Origin of the sequence: Paracoccus binzhouensis (genome assembly GCF_016446475.1) — a bacterium.
Lineage (GTDB): Bacteria > Pseudomonadota > Alphaproteobacteria > Rhodobacterales > Rhodobacteraceae > Paracoccus > Paracoccus binzhouensis.
Genome location: NZ_JAEHFP010000006.1, coordinates 25,383 through 41,935, shown reverse-complemented (window position 1 = coordinate 41,935; position 16,553 = coordinate 25,383). Strand labels below are relative to the sequence as shown.

General features: G+C 68.8%; 14 protein-coding genes. 8 read left to right on the top strand and 6 right to left on the bottom strand.

All coding sequences use genetic code 11. The features are described 5' to 3' along the window. Positions 1–3 precede the first annotated feature (3 nt). The 3 genes from I9P22_RS03390 to I9P22_RS03380 are packed head-to-tail and all read right to left on the bottom strand — an operon-like array spanning position 4 to position 3,462. On the bottom strand, positions 4–894 hold the full coding sequence (locus I9P22_RS03390) for an ABC transporter permease (RefSeq protein ID WP_199257986.1): 891 nt from the start codon (positions 892–894) through the stop codon (positions 4–6). Continuing rightward, the gene (locus tag I9P22_RS03385) at positions 891–1,961 is read right to left on the bottom strand and encodes an ABC transporter permease (RefSeq protein WP_199257985.1); all 1,071 of its coding nucleotides are present in this window, start codon (positions 1,959–1,961) and stop codon (positions 891–893) included. Before I9P22_RS03385 ends, I9P22_RS03390 begins: the two co-directional genes overlap by 4 nt. Then, positions 1,948–3,462 (bottom strand): ABC transporter ATP-binding protein, encoded by a 1,515-nt coding sequence (locus I9P22_RS03380; RefSeq protein ID WP_199257984.1) that lies wholly within the window; start codon positions 3,460–3,462, stop codon positions 1,948–1,950. The genes I9P22_RS03385 and I9P22_RS03380 overlap by 14 nt, the downstream gene beginning before the upstream one ends. A gap of 92 nt (positions 3,463–3,554) precedes the next feature. Here I9P22_RS03380 and dnaE point away from each other — a divergent pair, with 92 nt between their 5' ends. Then, positions 3,555–7,025 (top strand): DNA polymerase III subunit alpha, encoded by a 3,471-nt coding sequence (gene dnaE, locus I9P22_RS03375; protein WP_199257983.1) that lies wholly within the window; start codon positions 3,555–3,557, stop codon positions 7,023–7,025. Positions 7,026–7,073: 48 nt separating this feature from the next. After that, positions 7,074–8,135: a hypothetical protein gene (locus I9P22_RS03370; protein ID WP_199257982.1), complete on the top strand. Its 1,062-nt coding sequence runs from the start codon at positions 7,074–7,076 to the stop codon at positions 8,133–8,135. A gap of 52 nt (positions 8,136–8,187) precedes the next feature. Here the strand turns inward: I9P22_RS03370 and ilvC are convergent, their stop codons facing one another. Continuing rightward, positions 8,188–9,210 (bottom strand): ketol-acid reductoisomerase, encoded by a 1,023-nt coding sequence (gene ilvC, locus I9P22_RS03365; RefSeq protein ID WP_199257981.1) that lies wholly within the window; start codon positions 9,208–9,210, stop codon positions 8,188–8,190. Between the two features lie 127 nt (positions 9,211–9,337). Between ilvC and I9P22_RS03360 the strand changes: the two genes are divergently transcribed. From I9P22_RS03360 to I9P22_RS03335, 6 genes are all read left to right on the top strand, one after another. Then, a complete protein-coding gene (locus I9P22_RS03360) occupies positions 9,338–9,793 on the top strand; it encodes an Lrp/AsnC family transcriptional regulator (protein ID WP_199257980.1) in 456 nt (151 codons plus the stop codon). Further along, positions 9,790–10,248, top strand: a complete 459-nt coding sequence (locus tag I9P22_RS03355) for an Lrp/AsnC family transcriptional regulator (protein WP_199257979.1) — start codon at positions 9,790–9,792, stop codon at positions 10,246–10,248. Before I9P22_RS03360 ends, I9P22_RS03355 begins: the two co-directional genes overlap by 4 nt. Positions 10,249–10,320: 72 nt before the next feature. Further along, entirely contained in the window at positions 10,321–11,622 is a 1,302-nt protein-coding gene (locus I9P22_RS03350; RefSeq protein WP_199257978.1) for an ABC transporter permease, read from the top strand. A gap of 71 nt (positions 11,623–11,693) precedes the next feature. Continuing rightward, positions 11,694–12,368 (top strand): ABC transporter ATP-binding protein, encoded by a 675-nt coding sequence (locus I9P22_RS03345; RefSeq protein ID WP_199257977.1) that lies wholly within the window; start codon positions 11,694–11,696, stop codon positions 12,366–12,368. A gap of 200 nt (positions 12,369–12,568) precedes the next feature. After that, entirely contained in the window at positions 12,569–13,048 is a 480-nt protein-coding gene (locus I9P22_RS03340) for a phosphatase PAP2 family protein (RefSeq protein ID WP_332908994.1), read from the top strand. Positions 13,049–13,261: 213 nt separating this feature from the next. After that, positions 13,262–13,663 (top strand): hypothetical protein, encoded by a 402-nt coding sequence (locus tag I9P22_RS03335; protein WP_199257976.1) that lies wholly within the window; start codon positions 13,262–13,264, stop codon positions 13,661–13,663. A 482-nt stretch (positions 13,664–14,145) separates the two neighbouring features. Here I9P22_RS03335 and I9P22_RS03330 read toward each other — a convergent pair whose 3' ends face one another. Together I9P22_RS03330 and parE are read right to left on the bottom strand one after the other, a co-directional pair. After that, positions 14,146–14,478, bottom strand: a complete 333-nt coding sequence (locus I9P22_RS03330; RefSeq protein ID WP_199257975.1) for a YnfA family protein — start codon at positions 14,476–14,478, stop codon at positions 14,146–14,148. A 1-nt stretch (position 14,479) separates the two neighbouring features. Further along, entirely contained in the window at positions 14,480–16,450 is a 1,971-nt protein-coding gene (parE, locus tag I9P22_RS03325; protein ID WP_199257974.1) for a DNA topoisomerase IV subunit B, read from the bottom strand. Positions 16,451–16,553 lie beyond the last annotated feature (103 nt).

Genomic DNA, 16,553 nt, shown 5'->3' with positions numbered 1-16,553 from the left:
GCGCTAGCGCAGCGCGTGGAAGGGCCTGCCCAGCGATCCGGGGGCAGCAGCCCCGCCCGAGCGGCCGAATTTCTGCCGGGCCGAGATCAGCACCAGCACGAGGATCGTGGCCAGATAGGGCGCCATGCTGAGCAATTGCACCGGCACCGCGACCCCGGCGGCCTGCAGGCGCAGCTGCAGCACGGTGACGCCGCCGAACAGCCAGGCCCCGGCCAGCACCCCCCAGGGGTTCCATTGCGCGAAGACCACGATGGCCAGCGCGATCCAGCCGGCTCCGGCGGTCATGCCCTCGGTCCATTGCAGCACCGTGGCGATCGAGATATAGGCGCCACCCATCCCGGCCAGCGCGCCGCCGAAGCCGATGGCGGCGATGCGCAGGGCGCGCACCGGATAGCCGAGCGCATGGGCAGCGTCGTGGTTCTCGCCCACCGCGCGCAGGATGAGGCCGGGGCGCGAGCGCATCAGGAACCACCAGACCGCGGGCACCAGCGCCAGGCCCAGCCAGATCATCAGGTTCAGCTGCAGCGGCCCGGCCGGCATCGGCGGCGCCTTCACCCCCTCGTAGGGCTTGCCGAACATGGCGGTCAGGCCCAGGCCGAACAGCGTCAGCGCCAGGCCCGTGGCGACCTGGTTCGACAGCAGGAATTGCGTCAGCACCGCGAAGATCATCGACAGCGCCGCCCCGGCGACGGCGGCGGCCAGGAAACCCAGCGCCGGGCTGCCGCTGGCATGGGCTGCGGAGAAGCCCGCCAGCGCGCCGCCGATCATCATGCCCTCGACGCCCAGGTTCAACACGCCGGCGCGTTCGACGACCAGCTCGCCCAAGGCCGCGAACAGGATCGGCGTGGCGGCGCCCAGCAGCAGGATGAAGACGGAAAGCGGGTCGATCATCATGCGCGCCTCCGGATGCGATAGCGGGTCAGGATGTCGAAGCCCAGCAGGAAGAACAGCAACATCCCCTGGAAGACCTGCACCGTCGCGGCGGGCAGGTTCAGCATCATCTGCGCCAGCTCGCCGCCGATATAGGTCAGCGCCATGAGCAGGCCGGCCAGCAGGATGCCCAGCGGATGCAGCCGGCCCAGGAAGGCCACGATGATCGCGGTGAAGCCGTAGCCCGAGCCGAAGCTCTCGGTGATCTGGCCGGCCGGGCCCGCGACCTCGAACAGCCCGGCGAGCCCCGCCAGCGCGCCCGAGACGCCCAGGCACAGCGCCACCAGACGCTCGGGCCGGACGCCGGCGAAGCGCGCGGCGCGGGGCGCGGCCCCGGCGGTGCGGATGTGGAAGCCAAGGACGTGGCGCGACATGACGAACCAGGTCGCCGCCAGCGCCAGCACCGCCGCCACGCCGCCCCAATGCAGGCCGGAGCCCGCGATCAGCTCGGGGTTCGCGGCGGCATCATATTGCTGCAGGTTGCGCGAGCCGGGAAAGTTGAAGCCCTTGGGGTTCTTCATCGGCCCGAAGGCCATCCAGGCGGCGACCTTCTGCGCGACATAGACCAGCATCAGCGACACCAGGATTTCGGACGCGCCGAACCAGTTCCTGAGCAGCGCCGGGACCATGCCCCAGGCCCAGCCGCCAAGCGCCCCGGCCAGGATCATCGCCGGGAAGATCCAGAAGGCATCCAGCGGATAGGCGGCCAGCGCCACCGCAGTGCCGCAGATGGCGCCGATGATGTATTGCCCCTCGGCGCCGATGTTCCAGATCCCGGCGCGGAACCCCAGCGCCAGGCCGCAGGCGATCAGGATCAGCGGCCCGGCCTTGACCAGCAGCTGCGGCCGCGAATAGGCGGCGGCGGGACCGAAGAGCGGGTCCCAGAAGATGGTGCGGATCGCGGCCAGCGGATCGAAGCCCATGGCGGCGAACAGCGCGCCGCCGCCGATCATCGTCGCCAGCACCGCCAGGACCGGGGTCGCGACCTGCCAGAGCAGCGGGGCGCTGGCGCGCGGTTCAAGCCGGAACATGCGCCACCTCCATGCCATGGGCGCCGCCCAGCATCAGCCCGATCTCCTCGATCGTCAGCCCCTCGGTCGGGCGGGGGGCGGACAGCCGCCCCTGGTTCAGCGCGCAGAAACGGTCCGACAGCTCCAAGAGTTCGTCCAGGTCCTGGCTGATGACGATCAGCCCGGCGCCCTGCGCGGCCAGGTCCAGCAGCGCCTGGCGGATGGCGGCGGCGGCGCCGGCATCGACGCCCCAGGTCGGCTGGTTGACGACTAGCACGCGGGGTCGGCCCAGCACCTCGCGGCCGATGACGAACTTTTGCAGGTTGCCGCCCGACAGCGCGCCCGCCGCCGTGCCGGGGCCGGGGGTGCGCACGTCGAAGGCGTGGATCACCTGTTGCGCGAAAGCCGTGGCCGCCTTGCGGTCGATCAACCCGCGCCGGATCAGCTCCTGCCGCGCCCCGGCGGTCAGCAGCGTATTCTCGGCCAGGCTGAATTCGGGCACGGCGGCATGGCCCAGCCGGTCCTCGGGCGCGGCCAGAAGCCCGGCGCGGCGCCGCGTCTCGGGGCTGGCGGTGGAGAGGTCGCGCCCCTCCAGCACCACGGTGCCCGGGGCGGTCGCGGTCTCGCCCGACAGGGCCGAAAGCAGCTCCTCCTGCCCGTTGCCGGCGACGCCGCCGATGCCCAGGATCTCGCCCGCGCGCAGGCTCAGCGCGATGTCCTTCAGCGCCACGCCCTCGCCGCCCGGCGTGGACAGGCCCCGGACCTCCAGCACCGGCGCGCCGGGCTTGCGGCCGGAACGATCCACCAGCCGCATCTCGGCCCCGACCATCATCGCCGCCAGTTCGCGGGCGGAATGGGCGCGCGGATCGACCGTGCCGACCAGCCTGCCCTGGCGCAGGATGGTGGCGCGGTCGCAATGGCTGCGGATCTCCTCCAGCTTGTGGCTGATATACAGGATCGCCGTGCCGGCCTCGGCCAGTTGCCGCAGGGTGGCGAACAGGATCCCGGCCTCCTGCGGGGTCAGGACCGAGGTCGGCTCGTCCATGATCAGCAGGCGCGGGTCTTGCAGCAGGCAGCGCAGGATCTCGACCCGCTGCCGTTCGCCCGCCGACAGGCTGGCGATGCGGCGGGCGGGGTTCAGCGGCAGCCCGTAGCCCTGCGACAGTTCCTCGATGCGGCGCGCAAGTTCCGCGCGCGGCGGCGGGTCCTCCATCCCCAGCGCGATGTTCTCGGCCACGGTCAGCGCCTCGAACAGGCTGAAATGCTGGAACACCATGGCGACGCCGGCGGCGCGGGCGGCGCGCGGGTCGTGCGGCGCGTAAGGCGCGCCCAGCAGCGCCATCCGCCCCTCGTCCGGCCGCACCAGGCCGTAGATCATCTTGACCAGCGTGGATTTGCCGGCGCCGTTCTCGCCCAGCAGGGCATGGATCTCGCCCCCCGCGACCGCGAAGGACACATCGTCATTGGCGCGCACGCCGGGATAGCTCTTGCCCAGGCCCTCGGCCCGGAAAACATCGGTCACTGTCGCGCGCCTCGCTGCTTTTTGCGACAAGATTAGCGGTTTTCCGCCGAGGGGCAATTGCACAATCCGTCAGGTCGGACCTAGATTGCGCCATGCCGGAAAATTCACCCCGATTCATCCACCTGCGCACCCATTCCGAACATTCGCTGCTGGAAGGCGCGGTGCCGGTCAAGAAGCTTGCCGATCTGGCAGCACAGAACGGCATGCCCGCCGTGGCGCTGACCGATACCAACGCGCTGTTCGCGGCGCTGGAATTCTCGGTCAAGGCGCAGGATGCCGGCGTGCAGCCGATCATCGGCTGCCAGGTGACGCTGCAGGCCGAAGTGACCGGCCCCGTCGTGCTGCTGGCGCAGAACGAGGCCGGCTGGCTGAACCTGATGGAGCTGTCGACCTGCCTTTACCTGCGCGACGACAACGCGCTGCCGCATGTGACGCTGGCCGAACTGGAAACCCATGCCGAGGGGCTGATCTGCCTGACCGGCGGCGCCGGCGGTCCGCTGGGCCAGCTGGTGCTGCAAGGCCGCCCGGCCGAGGCCCGCGCCCTGGCCGAGCGGCTGGCGGCCGCCTTCCCGACCCGGCTTTATGTCGAGTTGCAGCGCCACCACGACGCCGAGGGCCAGCCGGTCCCCGAGGAGGCGGGCTCGGAAGGCGGCATGATCGACCTCGCCTATGCGCTCGACCTGCCGCTGGTCGCCACCAACGACGTGTATTTCCCGAAAGCCGAGCTTTTCGACGCCCATGACGCGCTGATCTGCATCTCGGACCGCGCCTATGTCGACCAGACCGCGCCGCGCCGCCGGCTGACCCCGCAGCATTACTTCAAGACCGCCGCCGAGATGGCCACGCTGTTCGCCGACCTGCCCGAGGCGATCCAGAACACCGTGGAGATCGCCCGCCGCTGCGCCTTCGCGGTCAGGAAGCACAAGCCGATCCTGCCGCGCTTTGCCGATGACGAGGTCGAGGAGTTGCGCCGCCAGGCCTGGGACGGCTTGCGCGCCCGGCTGGCGGTGATCCCGCATTCCGCGACGGTCGAGGAATACGAGGAACGCCTGCGCTTCGAGCTGGGCATCATCGAGCAGATGGGCTTTCCCGGCTATTTCCTGATCGTCGCCGATTTCATCAAATGGGCCAAGGAACACGGCATCCCGGTCGGCCCCGGCCGCGGCTCGGGCGCGGGGTCGCTCGTCGCCTATGCGCTGACGATTACCGACCTTGATCCAATGCGTTACAGCCTGCTCTTCGAGCGGTTCCTAAACCCCGAGCGGGTGTCGATGCCCGATTTCGACATCGACTTCTGCATGGATCGCCGCGAGGAGGTGATCCAGTACGTGCAGGAGAAATACGGCCGCGACAAGGTCGGCCAGATCATCACCTTCGGCGCGCTTCTCTCCAAGGCGGCGGTGCGCGACGTCGGCCGGGTGCTGCAACTGCCCTTCGGCCAGGTGGATCGCCTGTCGAAGATGATCCCGGTCGAGGGCGTCAAGCCGGTCAGCGTCACCAAGGCGCTGGCCGACGAGCCGCGCCTGCGCGAGGCCGCCAAGGAGGAGGTGGTCGCCCGCCTGCTGGACTATGCCGCCAAGATCGAGGGGCTGCTGCGCAACGCCTCGACCCATGCCGCGGGGGTGGTGATCGGCGACCGGCCGCTGCACCGGCTGGTGCCGCTCTATCGTGATCCGGCCTCGGACATGCCGGCGACGCAGTTCAACATGAAATGGGTCGAGCAGGCGGGGCTGGTCAAGTTCGACTTCCTCGGGCTCAAGACCCTGACGGTGATCCAGAACGCCGTCGACCTGATCAATGCCGGCGGCCGGCCGCTGCATGTCGCGGCCGACGGCCGGGTGCTTTACGAGCCCGCCAGGGGGGCCGAGAACCAGATCAACGCCATCCCGCTGGACGACAAGCCCAGCTATGACCTGTTCGCCAGCGCCCGCACCGTGGCGGTGTTCCAGGTCGAAAGCTCGGGCATGATGGACGCGCTGCGGCGCATGAAGCCGACCTGCATCGAGGACATCGTGGCGCTGGTGGCCCTCTACCGCCCCGGCCCGATGGAGAACATCCCGACCTATTGCGAGGTGAAGAACGGCCTGCGGCCGCTTGAATCCATTCATCCTTCCATAGACCACATCCTGGCCGAGACCCAGGGCATCATCGTCTACCAGGAACAGGTGATGCAGATCGCGCAGGTCATGGCCGGCTACAGCCTCGGCGGCGCCGACCTGCTGCGCCGCGCCATGGGCAAGAAGATCGCCGAGGAGATGGCCAAGGAGCGGCCCAAGTTCGTCGAGGGCTGCAAGGCGCAGGGAATCGACGCGAAGAAGGCCGGAGAGGTCTTTGACCTACTTGAGAAATTCGCCAATTACGGTTTCAACAAGTCCCATGCCGCCGCCTATGCCGTGGTCAGCTACCAGACCGCTTGGCTCAAGGCCAACCACCCGGTCGAGTTCATGGCCGCGGTGATGAACTGCGATATTCACCTGACCGACAAGCTGGCCGTCTACAAGCGCGAGGCCGACCGGATGGGGATCGAGACCGTGCCGCCCTGCGTCAACCGCTCCGAGCCGACCTTCAGCGTCAAGGACGGCAAGATCGTCTATGCGCTCGGCGCGCTGAAGGGCGTCGGCGTCGAGGCGATGCGGCTGATCACCGAGGCGCGCGGGCAGGTGCCGTTCCGCGACCTGCACGACTTCGCCCGCCGCGTGGACATGAAGCGCGTGGGCAAGCGGCCGCTGGAAATGCTGGCCCGCGCCGGCGCCTTCGACGTGCTGGAGCCGAGCCGCGCGCGGGTGCTGAAGGCGCTGGACGGGCTGGTCGCCTGGTCGGCGGCGGTGCAGGAGGCGGCGGCCTCCTCGCAAAGCTCGCTCTTCGGCGGCGGCGAGGACCTGCCGCCGCCGCGGCCCGTCCCGGCGCCGATCTGGATGCCGGCTGAGAAGCTGGCCGAGGAACATGCGGCGGTCGGCTTCTACCTGTCCGGCCATCCGCTGGACGATTACCAGCCGGCGCTGCGCCGCAAGGGCGTGCAGACGCTGGCCGAGGTGACGCAGGCTGCGGCCGACGGAGCGCTCGTCGCCTCGCTGGCCGGTACGGTCGCCTTCCGGCAGGAGAAGAAATCGGCACGCGGCACCCGCTTCGCCTTCGTCGGCCTCAGCGACCCGACCGGGCTTTACGAGGTCACGGTGTTCTCGGACACGCTCGACGCGCATCGCCAGCACCTGGAGCCGGGCGAGAACGTGGTCCTGCAGGTGCAGGTCGAGCCTTCGGGCGACCAGGTCAAGCTCCTGGCCCGCGCGGTGACGCCGCTCGATCAGGCGGTGGCCGATGCCGGGGCCAATCGCCTCGCGGTCGAGATCGCCGGGCTGGACGCCGTGCCCGGCATCGCCGCGGCGCTGGCCCGCATCCAGGCCGAGGTTGCCGCGCCCCCCCGCGCGCGCGGCCCTATTGCCTTGCGGCTCAAGGACGGCGAGGATCTGCTGGATATCGAGATCGCCGAGGATGCGCCGCTGACCACGCCGGCGCGCCAGGCGTTGCGCGTCATTCCCGGCGTGCTGGAAGTGCTTGAAGAATAGGTTTTTCATCCCGGCCGATCCGCCGGCCCATTGTCACAAGGAGCTTTCATGCGATTCCCGACCATTGCGCAGGGCACGACGCCCTCGGCGGACGGGGCGGTGACGCGCTTCGTCTCGCCCGAGGTCCAGAACAAGAGCTGGTTCAACCCGACCAGGCCGGTGATCTTCGTCAACGGCATGATGAACACCGGCGCCGACCATCGCGCCAGCGCCGAGGCGCTGTCCTTGATGCTGGGCTGCCCGGTCGTCGGCGTCTACAACCGCAAGGACGGTTTCTGGGCCGATCTGTTCCAGTGCATCACCGACAAGGCGCGGCTGACCCAGGTCCAGACCTCGAACCTGAACCACAACACCAACTGGATCGCTTTCTTCGACCAGGTCTGGCAGAAGAGCCGCGAGAAGCGCCCGATGCTGACCAAGGAAGATTTCGCGCATGAGATGCTGGCCGGCAACCCGGCGGCGCAATCGCTGTTCGCGCTGCTGATCGGCCAGCCGGGCGGCATGCTGGGCACACCGATCTATTGTCACAGCCAGGGCAACCTGGTGACCTCGAACGCGCTTTCCGCGGTGACGCTGGTCAAGGGCGCGGAATCGGTCCGGGGCCTCGAGGTGAACAGCTTCGGCTCGCCGGCGCGCGGCTGGCCGGTCGGGCTGAACCGGGTGAACAACGCCTATACCTTCGACCCGGTCAGCTTCCTCGACCTGACCATGGACTGGTCCAGCTCCAAGGTCGGCTTCAAGGTCGCGCATGGCTTCCTGAACTATGTCGCGCAGGACGGCGAATTCGTGGTGAACCGCTTCCGCACTGGCGGCTGGGGCATGACCGTCAACATGGACGAGAAGGGGCTGGCGAAGTTCTGCGCCGGGCTCGGCACCAACACCAGGCGGCTGCGCGCGATCTTCGACCGGCTGGAGGCGGCGCATTTCACCGACAGCGACGACGTGGCGCTGGAATATGTGAACCTGCTCTCGGACCAGCAGCTGGCGGCGCTGCGGGCCGTCGATCCGGCCTTCATCGCGCAGCTGCTGCGGCTCCTGCAGGCCGGCTGGACCGCCGCGGACGAACAGCGGGCCATCGACCGGCTGCAAGCGGCGCAGGGCGTCTCGTGACATGAAAAAGCCCCGCCATCGGCGGGGCTTTCCATTTCCGGGGCAGGGGCGCTCAGTTGCGCTCCTTGTCCACCATCTTGCCCTTGCTGATCCACGGCATCATGGCGCGCAGCTTCTCGCCGACCTTCTCGATCTGGTGCTCGTCGTTGATGCGGCGGGTGGCCTTGAAGAAGGGCTGGCCCACGGCATTCTCCTGCATGAAGTCGCGCACGAACTTGCCGGTTTGGATGTCGGTCAGCACCGCCTTCATCCGCGCCTTGGTTTCCTCATAGGGCAGGATGCGCGGGCCCGAGACATACTCGCCATATTCTGCGGTGTTCGAGATCGAATAGTTCATGTTGGCGATGCCGCCCTCGTAGATCAGGTCCACGATCAGCTTCACCTCGTGCAGGCACTCGAAATAGGCCATTTCCGGCTCGTAGCCGGCCTCGACCAGGGTTTCGAAGCCCATGCGGATCAGCTCGACCAGGCCGCCGCACAGCACGGCCTGCTCGCCGAACAGGTCGGTTTCGCATTCCTGGCGGAAATTGGTCTCGATGATGCCCGAGCGGCCGCCGCCGATGGCCGAGCAATAGCTCAGCGCCAGGTCCTGCGCCTTGCCGGTGGCGTCGTTGTGGACCGCGAACAGGCAGGGCACGCCGCCGCCCTTGACATATTCGCCGCGCACGGTGTGGCCGGGGCCCTTGGGCGCCATCATGATGACATCGACGCCCGGCTTCGGCTCGATCAGCCCGAAATGCACGTTCAGCCCATGGGCAAAGGCGATGGCGGCGCCTTCGCGCAGGTTGTCATGGACGTATTTCCTGTAGGTCTCGGCCTGCAATTCGTCGGGCATGGTGAACATGATCAGGTCGGCCCAGGCGGCGGCCTCGGCGATGCCCATGACCTTCAGGCCCTCGGCTTCCGCCTTCTTGGCCGAGCTTGAGCCCTCGCGCAGCGCCACGACGACGTTCTTGGCACCCGAATCGCGCAGGTTCAGCGCATGGGCATGGCCCTGGCTGCCATAGCCCAGCATGGCGATCTTCTTGTCCTTGATCAGGTTCACGTCGCAATCGCGATCATAGTAAACGCGCATCGGAATCTCCCTCCATTTCGCTGAAGAGGTTGTAGCAGCCGTGCGCCGGCAGATCAGCGCATTTTTCGCACTTTTATCTTCAATTGCGAAACTATAATAAGTAATAACTTATCTAATCGAAAAAATCATGCCCGACACCACCGACCGCCGCATCCTGCGCCAGCTTCTCGCCGATCCCGACATCGCGAATGCCGCGCTGGCCCTGCGCGCGGGCGTCACTCCGGCGAGCCTCTGGCGGCGCCTGGAGAAGCTGCGCGAGACCGGGGTGATCCGCGCCACCCAGACCCGCATCGACTGGCGCAAGCTCGGCTACGAGGTGCAGGTCAGCCTGCGCTTCACCCTCGACAAGACCCACCCGCGCGCCTTCGACGAATTCCAGGCCGCCGCCCGCCGCGTCCCCGAGGTGACCGAGATCCAGACCTTCCTCGGCTCGGTGGATCTGCGGCTGTCGGTGATCGCCCGCGACATGGCGCATTGGCAGCAGATCTATCGCGAAAGCATCCTGACCCTGCCGCATGTCCAGGACAGCGACGCGCTGATGCTGGTCAGCACCATCAAGGACGTGCAGGAACTGCCGCTGTGAGCTTCGTCCCCGACGCCACCGACCTGGCCATCCTGCGGCTCCTGGCCCAGGACGCGACCCGCGGCGCGGCCGAGATCGGCCGCGCCCTGGGCCTGACCCAGCCCGCCACCTGGCGGCGCATCAGGCGCCTGACCGAGGCGGGGGTGATCGCCGGCCGCCGCGTGGTGGTGGACGAGGCGGCGCTGGGATTCGGCGTCACCGTCTTCCTGGGCATCCGCCTGGCCGCCAAGGGCCGCAGCAGCCTCGAGGATTTCGAGCGCGCGGTGACCGCCATCCCCGAGGTGCAGGTGGTCCAGCACGTGCTGGGCCAGTTCGACTACCGACTGCGCATCCATGCCCGCGACATCGCCGATTTCGAACGCATCCTGCGCCGCCGCATCATGACCCTGCCCGGGGTCGGCCAGGTCGAGGCGAACGTCATGCTCTCCGAGGAACGCCGGCCCGGCCCGCTGTAAGGTCACGGCCTTGTTGGCTTGCAAAACCCCGGCAAAGCCGCCAATCAGGCGCGACCCAACATGAGGTGAGCGATGGCCAGTCCCGCCCCGTTTTCGCGTTACGAATTCCTGATCGCCTGGCGCTACCTGCGCGCCCGCCGGGCCGAGGGCGGGGTCAGCGTGATGACCTGGATCAGCCTGATCGGCATCACCCTGGGCGTCATGGCGCTGATCGCCACGCTGGCGGTCCGCGCCGGCTTCCGCGCCGATTTCGTCGACACCATCCTGGGCGCCAATCCGCACAGCACCGTCTATCATTCGCCCTCGCAGGTCTATAATGAGCTGACCGAGGAAACCTACGTCACCCCCGGCACCATCGCCGATTACGACGCCCTCGCCGCCCGGATCGCGGCGATCCCCGGCGTCACCCGCGCCGATCCGGCGGTGCGCGGCAAGGTCATGGCCACCCAGGGCGGGGCGCGGGGGCTGGGCGATGTCTACGGCATCTCGGCCGAGGCGCTGAAGGCGCTGCCCGGCGTGGTCGACCCCCAGCGCGCCAGCGGCAATATCGGCGATTACGACAAGGGCGTCGCCATCGGCATCGGCCTGGCGCGGACCCTGGGCGTCGGCGTCGGCGACCGCATCCAGCTGGTCTCGCCCGAGGGGGCGCAGACGCCGCTGGGCACCACGCCGCGCGTGGAAAGCTACGAGGTGACCTATGTCTTCTCGGCCGGGCGCTGGGACATAGACGAGGCCCGCATCTACATGCCCCTGGCCCAGGCGCAGGGCTTCTTCAACCGCGAGGGCGTCGCCGACGAGATCCAGGTCTTCGTCCGGGACCCCGAGCGGGTGGACGACTGGACGCCGCAGCTGCTGGCGGCGATGGGCGAGCACGGCCAGGTCTGGACCTGGCGCGACGCATCGGGCAGCTTCCTCGCCGCGTTGGACATGGAGGATGACGTGATGTTCGTCATCCTGGCGATCCTGGTGCTGATCGCCTCGATGAACATCACCTCGGGCCTCATCATGCTGGTCAAGAACAAGGGCCGTGACATCGGCATCCTGCGCACCATGGGCCTGACCGAGGGCGCGGTGCTGCGGGTATTCTTCCTTTGCGGCGCCTTCACCGGGGTGATCGGCACCGCCGCCGGCGTGGTGCTGGGCGTGGCGCTGGCGCTGAACGTCGACCATGTCATGGCGGCGCTGAACGCGCTGACCGGCGGCAATGCCTGGCAGCCCGAGGTGCGCGGCATCTACGCGCTGCATGGCGAGCTGCGCGCCTGGGATATCTTCCGCGCCGTGGCGCTGTCCCTGGGGCTGGCCTTCGTGGTGACGATCTTTCCGGCGCGGCGGGCGGCGCGCATGAACCCGGTCGAGGCACTGCGCTATGAATGACCTCGCGCTTCCCGGCCGCATTGGCCAGGAACCAGCCCCGGCCAACCCGAATCCGCAGGAGGCCCCATATCATGCCTGACGTCCTGGTCCTCGAGGGCATTTCCAAGACCTATGGCAAGGACGGCCCGGCGCCGGTGCCGGTGCTTTCCGGCCTGTCGCTCAGCGTGGCGCGCGGCGAGGTGGTGGCGCTGGTGGCGCCCTCCGGGGCGGGGAAATCGACGCTGCTGCACATCGCCGGCCTGCTCGACACGCCCGATGCCGGGCGGGTGGTCATCAACGGCCGCGACATGAGCGGCCAGGGCGACCGTGCCCGGACCGAGGCGCGGCGCGAGGCGCTGGGCTTCGTCTACCAGTTCCACCACCTGCTGCCCGAATTCACCGCGGTCGAGAACATCGTGCTGCCGCAGCTGGCCAACGGCGTGGCCGAGGCGGCCGCGCGGGCGCGGGCCGGCGACCTCCTGGGCCGCGTCGGGCTGTCGGATCGCGCCGCGCACCGGCCGGCGCAGCTTTCGGGCGGCGAGCAGCAGCGCGTGGCCTTCTGCCGGGCGCTGGCCAACCAGCCCTCGCTGCTGCTGGCGGACGAGCCGACCGGCAATCTTGACCCAGCGACCTCGGACAAGGTCTTCGACATGCTGATGGCGCTGGTGCGCGAGACCGGGCTGGCGGCGCTGATCGCCACCCACAATCTCGACCTTGCTGGCCGCATGGACCGGGTGGTGCGGCTGGGCGAGGGCAAGGCGGCATGAGCGCGGCTGCCGGCCAGCGGTGCACGGCCGGTGTACGCGCGGTGCACCCGCGCTGCACGCGGATCACGCTTGAAACCCCAGCAATTGCTGGCCCCGGCAGCCCGGAAGCCCGCACGCGGTCGCCGCGCAATGCCCGCAGCCGTTGCGCGCACCCGCGCCCTTCACCGTTCTGCAAATACTCAGGCACCCTGGCGGCGGCGGTGGCGTTTCTCGGCCTGCTGCCGGCCCCGGCCTCCGCCGATCCGTTCGAGCAGTTCGGCACGGCGATGAAATACGGCCTGCCTCTGGCCGCGGCGGCCTGTGCGGCCGACCAGGACCGGCTCGAGGATTTCGCGGTGCGCGGGCTTCTGCAGACGGCGCTGGTCTGGGCGATGAAGGAATATATCGACGCGCCGATCGCCCGCCGCCCCTCGGGCGAGGGCAAGGGCTTTCCCTCGGGCCATACGGCGATGGCCTTCTTCGGCGCCGCCGACCTCTCCGGAAAATGCTTCGAGGACAAGCCCTTGGCCGGTGCCGCCGCCTATGGCGCCGCCGGGTTGACCGGCTGGAGCCGCCTCCATGCCGGCGAGCATACGCCGCAGCAGGTCTGGACCGGGGCACTGATCGGGATCAGCTTCGGCGCCGCCAGTTTTGGCATCGGCAGCGAGGGCGCGAGCCTCAGCATCGGGCTGCGCTTCTGACCCGCCGCCCGGCGCCGCCGCTTCGCAGGCGGTCCGGCATGGCGCGCCGCGCCCGCAAGGCGGGCAGGCGAGGCATCGGAACAGCGGTCGGAAACCGCAGCCCGGATGCGGTTAACACAATGTTAAACCTTGTATTTTAAGAAGGCCGCGTTTGACTTTACGCCGCTGGGCCGCATGCTGGCGGCCGCGGTTCCTAGCAAGTGAGGTTTACAGATGCGGATTCCTGCCCTGCCGGTGACGGCGCTTCTTCTGCTGGCGCTGGCGGCATGCACCCAGACCCAGATCCAGCCGATGACCCGGGACACGTTCAAGGTCGCGACCCATGCCGCGCCGGCCTGCGGCCCCTCGGGCGCCCGCAATGTCGCGTTCAAATCCGCCGCCATCGAGGTGATCCGCAAGGGCGGCGACAAGTTCGTGATCCTGGGCGACCAGACCGACAGCGGGTTGCAGGGCGATTTCTTCTCGGGCTTCCAGCAGAACTACTCGCAGGGCATGGTCGTGAAGATGATCCCCGAGGGCTCGCCCGAGGCTCGCAACGCCCTGTCGGCCCGCGAAACCCTGGGCGCGGACTGGCAGGAGATCGTCGCCAAGGGGGCGCCCACCACCTGCAGTTGACCGGCCATGGGTGCCGGCCGGCGGGCGCGAGACCGTGCGTGTCCCGAAGCGCCGCCCGGGCTTCCCGCCGCGCCGCTGCGGGATCGTCCGCCGCCCCGGGCCCGTCCTTCCGCGGCCGGGTTTCGGCCGGCACCGAGCCGGCAGAGGCTGGCACGCGGGGCCGTATCCTCCCGCGGCCGGGCCCCGCTGCCGGCGGACCAGGCGGCCAAGGCGGGCGGTCCGGTCCCTGCGGAGCCTCCCTCCGCCGGTGGTGCCGACCCGGCAGAAGCGTCACCGGCATGGGCTCGCCCGGATCATCCTTTCGCGGCCGGGTTCCGGGCGCGGGAACGCGGTCCCTGTGCCTGGCGGTAGGAACCATCCCTCCGGTGCGAGTTCCGGGAAGGCCCTGCAATCGAGATGTCCGGTCCTTGCGGACCGTCCCTCGGCGCACGAGTTCCGGTCTTCTTCCGCGACCGGAAGGCGGTGCCGGGATCTGCCCCGTATCAGCCCCGCGGCCCCGCCAGGATCACCGCACAGCCCAGCACGCACAGCCCGGCGCCCAGCAGGTCCCAGCGGCTCGGCAGCTGGCCCTCGGTCAGCCACAGCCAGCCCAGCGAGGCGGCGACATAGACCCCGCCATAGGCCGCATAGGCGCGGCCGGCGAAATCCGTCTCCACCCGGGTCAGCAGCCAGGCGAACAGTGCCAGCGACACCAGACCCGGCGCCAGCCACCAGGCCGAGCGGCCCAGCCGCAGCCAGGCCCAGAAGGCGAAGCAGCCGGCGATCTCGGTCAGTGCCGCAAGGACGTAGATGGCCAGCGGCGCGGCCAGCGCCATCTCAGAGATCCAGCTCCTCGGCATCGGCGAATTGCGCGTTCTCCTGGATGAACTGGAAGCGCAGCTCGGGCTTCTTGCCCATCAGGCGCTCGACCAGGTCCGAGGTCTCGCCGCCCTCGTCCTCGTCGATGGACACGCGGATCAGCTTGCGGGTCCTGGGGTTCATCGTCGTGTCCTTCAGGTCCTTGGCGTCCATCTCGCCCAGGCCCTTGAAGCGCTGCACGTCGATCTTGCCCTTGCCGCCCAGGCCCCTGGTCAGCCAGGCTTCCTTCTCGGCATCGTCGGCGACATAGACGCGATGCGCCCCCTGCGTCAGCCGGTAAAGCGGCGGGCAGGCCAGATACAGGTGGCCCTTGTCGATCAGCGGCCGCATCTGCGTGAAGAAGAAGGTCATCAGCAGCGAGGCGATATGGGCGCCGTCCACATCCGCATCGGTCATGATGATGATCTTGTCATAGCGCAGATCGTCGACGTTGAACTTGCTGCCCATACCGACGCCGAGCGCCTGGCAGAGATCGGCGATCTCCTGGTTCTGGCCGAGCTTGGCGCTGGCGGCGCCCAGCACGTTCAGGATCTTGCCGCGCAGCGGCAGCAGCGCCTGGGTCTGGCGCTCGCGCGCCATCTTGGCGCTGCCGCCGGCCGAGTCGCCCTCGACGATGAACAGCTCGGTGCCCTCGCGGTTCGCGTTCGAGCAATCGACCAGCTTGCCGGGCAGGCGCAGCTTCTTGGTGGCCGACTTGCGGGCGGTTTCCTTTTCCTGCCGGCGGCGCAGCCGCTCCTCGGCCCGCAGCACCAGGAAGTCCAGGATGGCACCGGCGGATTTGGTATCCGCCGCCAGCCAGTTGTCGAAATGGTCGCGCACCGCTCCCTCGACCAGGCGCTGTGCCTCGGTGGTGGCCAGACGGTCCTTGGTCTGGCCGACGAATTCCGGCTCGCGGATGAAGCAGCTGACCAGGGCGCAGCCGCCGGCCAGCAGGTCGTCGCGGGTGATCTGCGCCGCCTTCTTGTTGCTGACCCGCTCGCCATAGGCGCGGATGCCGCGCAGGATCGCCGACCAGAAGCCGGCCTCATGCGTGCCTCCCTCGGGGGTGGGGACGGTGTTGCAATAGGACTGGATGAAGCCGTCGCGCGACGGCGTCCAGTTGATCGCCCAGTCCACCTTGCCGGGCGTGTTGAACTTTTCCTTGAAATCGACGCTGCCGGCAAAGGGCCGGTCGGCATAGGTCGAGGAACCGTCGAGGGTTTCCGAAAGATAGTCGGCCAGCCCGCCGGGAAAGTGGAACACCGCCTCCGGCGGCGTCTCGCCATCGTCGATCTCGGTCTTCCAGCGGATCTCGACGCCCGAGAACAGATAGGCCTTGGATTTCACCATCTTCAGCAGCCGCGCCGGCTTGAAGCGGTGGTGGCCGAAGATCTGCTCGTCGGCGTGGAAGGTCACGGTGGTGCCGCGCCGGTTCGGGGCGGCGCCGACCTTTTCGACGGGTCCGAGCGGGATGCCGCGCGAGAAGCGCTGCTCGTAAAGCTCGCGGTTGCGGGCGACCTGCACCACCATGCTGTCGGAAAGCGCGTTCACCACCGAGGCGCCGACGCCGTGCAGGCCCCCCGAGGTCTGATAGGCATCGCCCGAGAACTTGCCGCCGGCATGCAGCGTGCACAGGATCACCTCCAGCGCCGACTTGCCGGGGAATTTCGGGTGCGGGTCGATCGGGATGCCGCGGCCGTTGTCGCGGATCACCACGCTGAAATCGGCCAGGAGCTCGACCTCGATGCGGGTGGCGTGGCCGGCCACCGCCTCGTCCATCGCGTTGTCGAGGATCTCGGCGACCAGGTGATGCAGCGCGCGCTCGTCGGTGCCGCCGATATACATGCCGGGCCGCTTGCGGACGGGTTCCAGCCCTTCCAGCACCTCGATGGACGCGGCGGAATAGCTGTCACTCGCCTTGTCCGAGGTCGGGAAAAGATCGTCTGCCATGGCACCTGCTCGTCTTGTTCTTCTGGGCCGGGGTTATCTCATGCCCGGCGGGCCATGGGCAAGGGAAAGTGTCGGCCGGGCCGGCAGCCGCAAAGGATTGTGG

What these genes read in the sequence shown, in the direction of transcription:
- I9P22_RS03390 (WP_199257986.1), bottom strand. Translation starts at nt 894, where the DNA reads ATGATGATCGACCCGCTTTCCGTCTTCATCCTGCTGCTGGGCGCCGCC.
- I9P22_RS03385 (WP_199257985.1), bottom strand. Translation starts at nt 1,961, where the DNA reads ATGTTCCGGCTTGAACCGCGCGCCAGCGCCCCGCTGCTCTGGCAGGTC.
- dnaE (WP_199257983.1), top strand. Translation starts at nt 3,555, where the DNA reads ATGCCGGAAAATTCACCCCGATTCATCCACCTGCGCACCCATTCCGAA.
- I9P22_RS03370 (WP_199257982.1), top strand. Translation starts at nt 7,074, where the DNA reads ATGCGATTCCCGACCATTGCGCAGGGCACGACGCCCTCGGCGGACGGG.
- ilvC (WP_199257981.1), bottom strand. Translation starts at nt 9,210, where the DNA reads ATGCGCGTTTACTATGATCGCGATTGCGACGTGAACCTGATCAAGGAC.
- I9P22_RS03360 (WP_199257980.1), top strand. Translation starts at nt 9,338, where the DNA reads ATGCCCGACACCACCGACCGCCGCATCCTGCGCCAGCTTCTCGCCGAT.
- I9P22_RS03350 (WP_199257978.1), top strand. Translation starts at nt 10,321, where the DNA reads ATGGCCAGTCCCGCCCCGTTTTCGCGTTACGAATTCCTGATCGCCTGG.
- I9P22_RS03345 (WP_199257977.1), top strand. Translation starts at nt 11,694, where the DNA reads ATGCCTGACGTCCTGGTCCTCGAGGGCATTTCCAAGACCTATGGCAAG.
- I9P22_RS03335 (WP_199257976.1), top strand. Translation starts at nt 13,262, where the DNA reads ATGCGGATTCCTGCCCTGCCGGTGACGGCGCTTCTTCTGCTGGCGCTG.
- I9P22_RS03330 (WP_199257975.1), bottom strand. Translation starts at nt 14,478, where the DNA reads ATGGCGCTGGCCGCGCCGCTGGCCATCTACGTCCTTGCGGCACTGACC.
- parE (WP_199257974.1), bottom strand. Translation starts at nt 16,450, where the DNA reads ATGGCAGACGATCTTTTCCCGACCTCGGACAAGGCGAGTGACAGCTAT.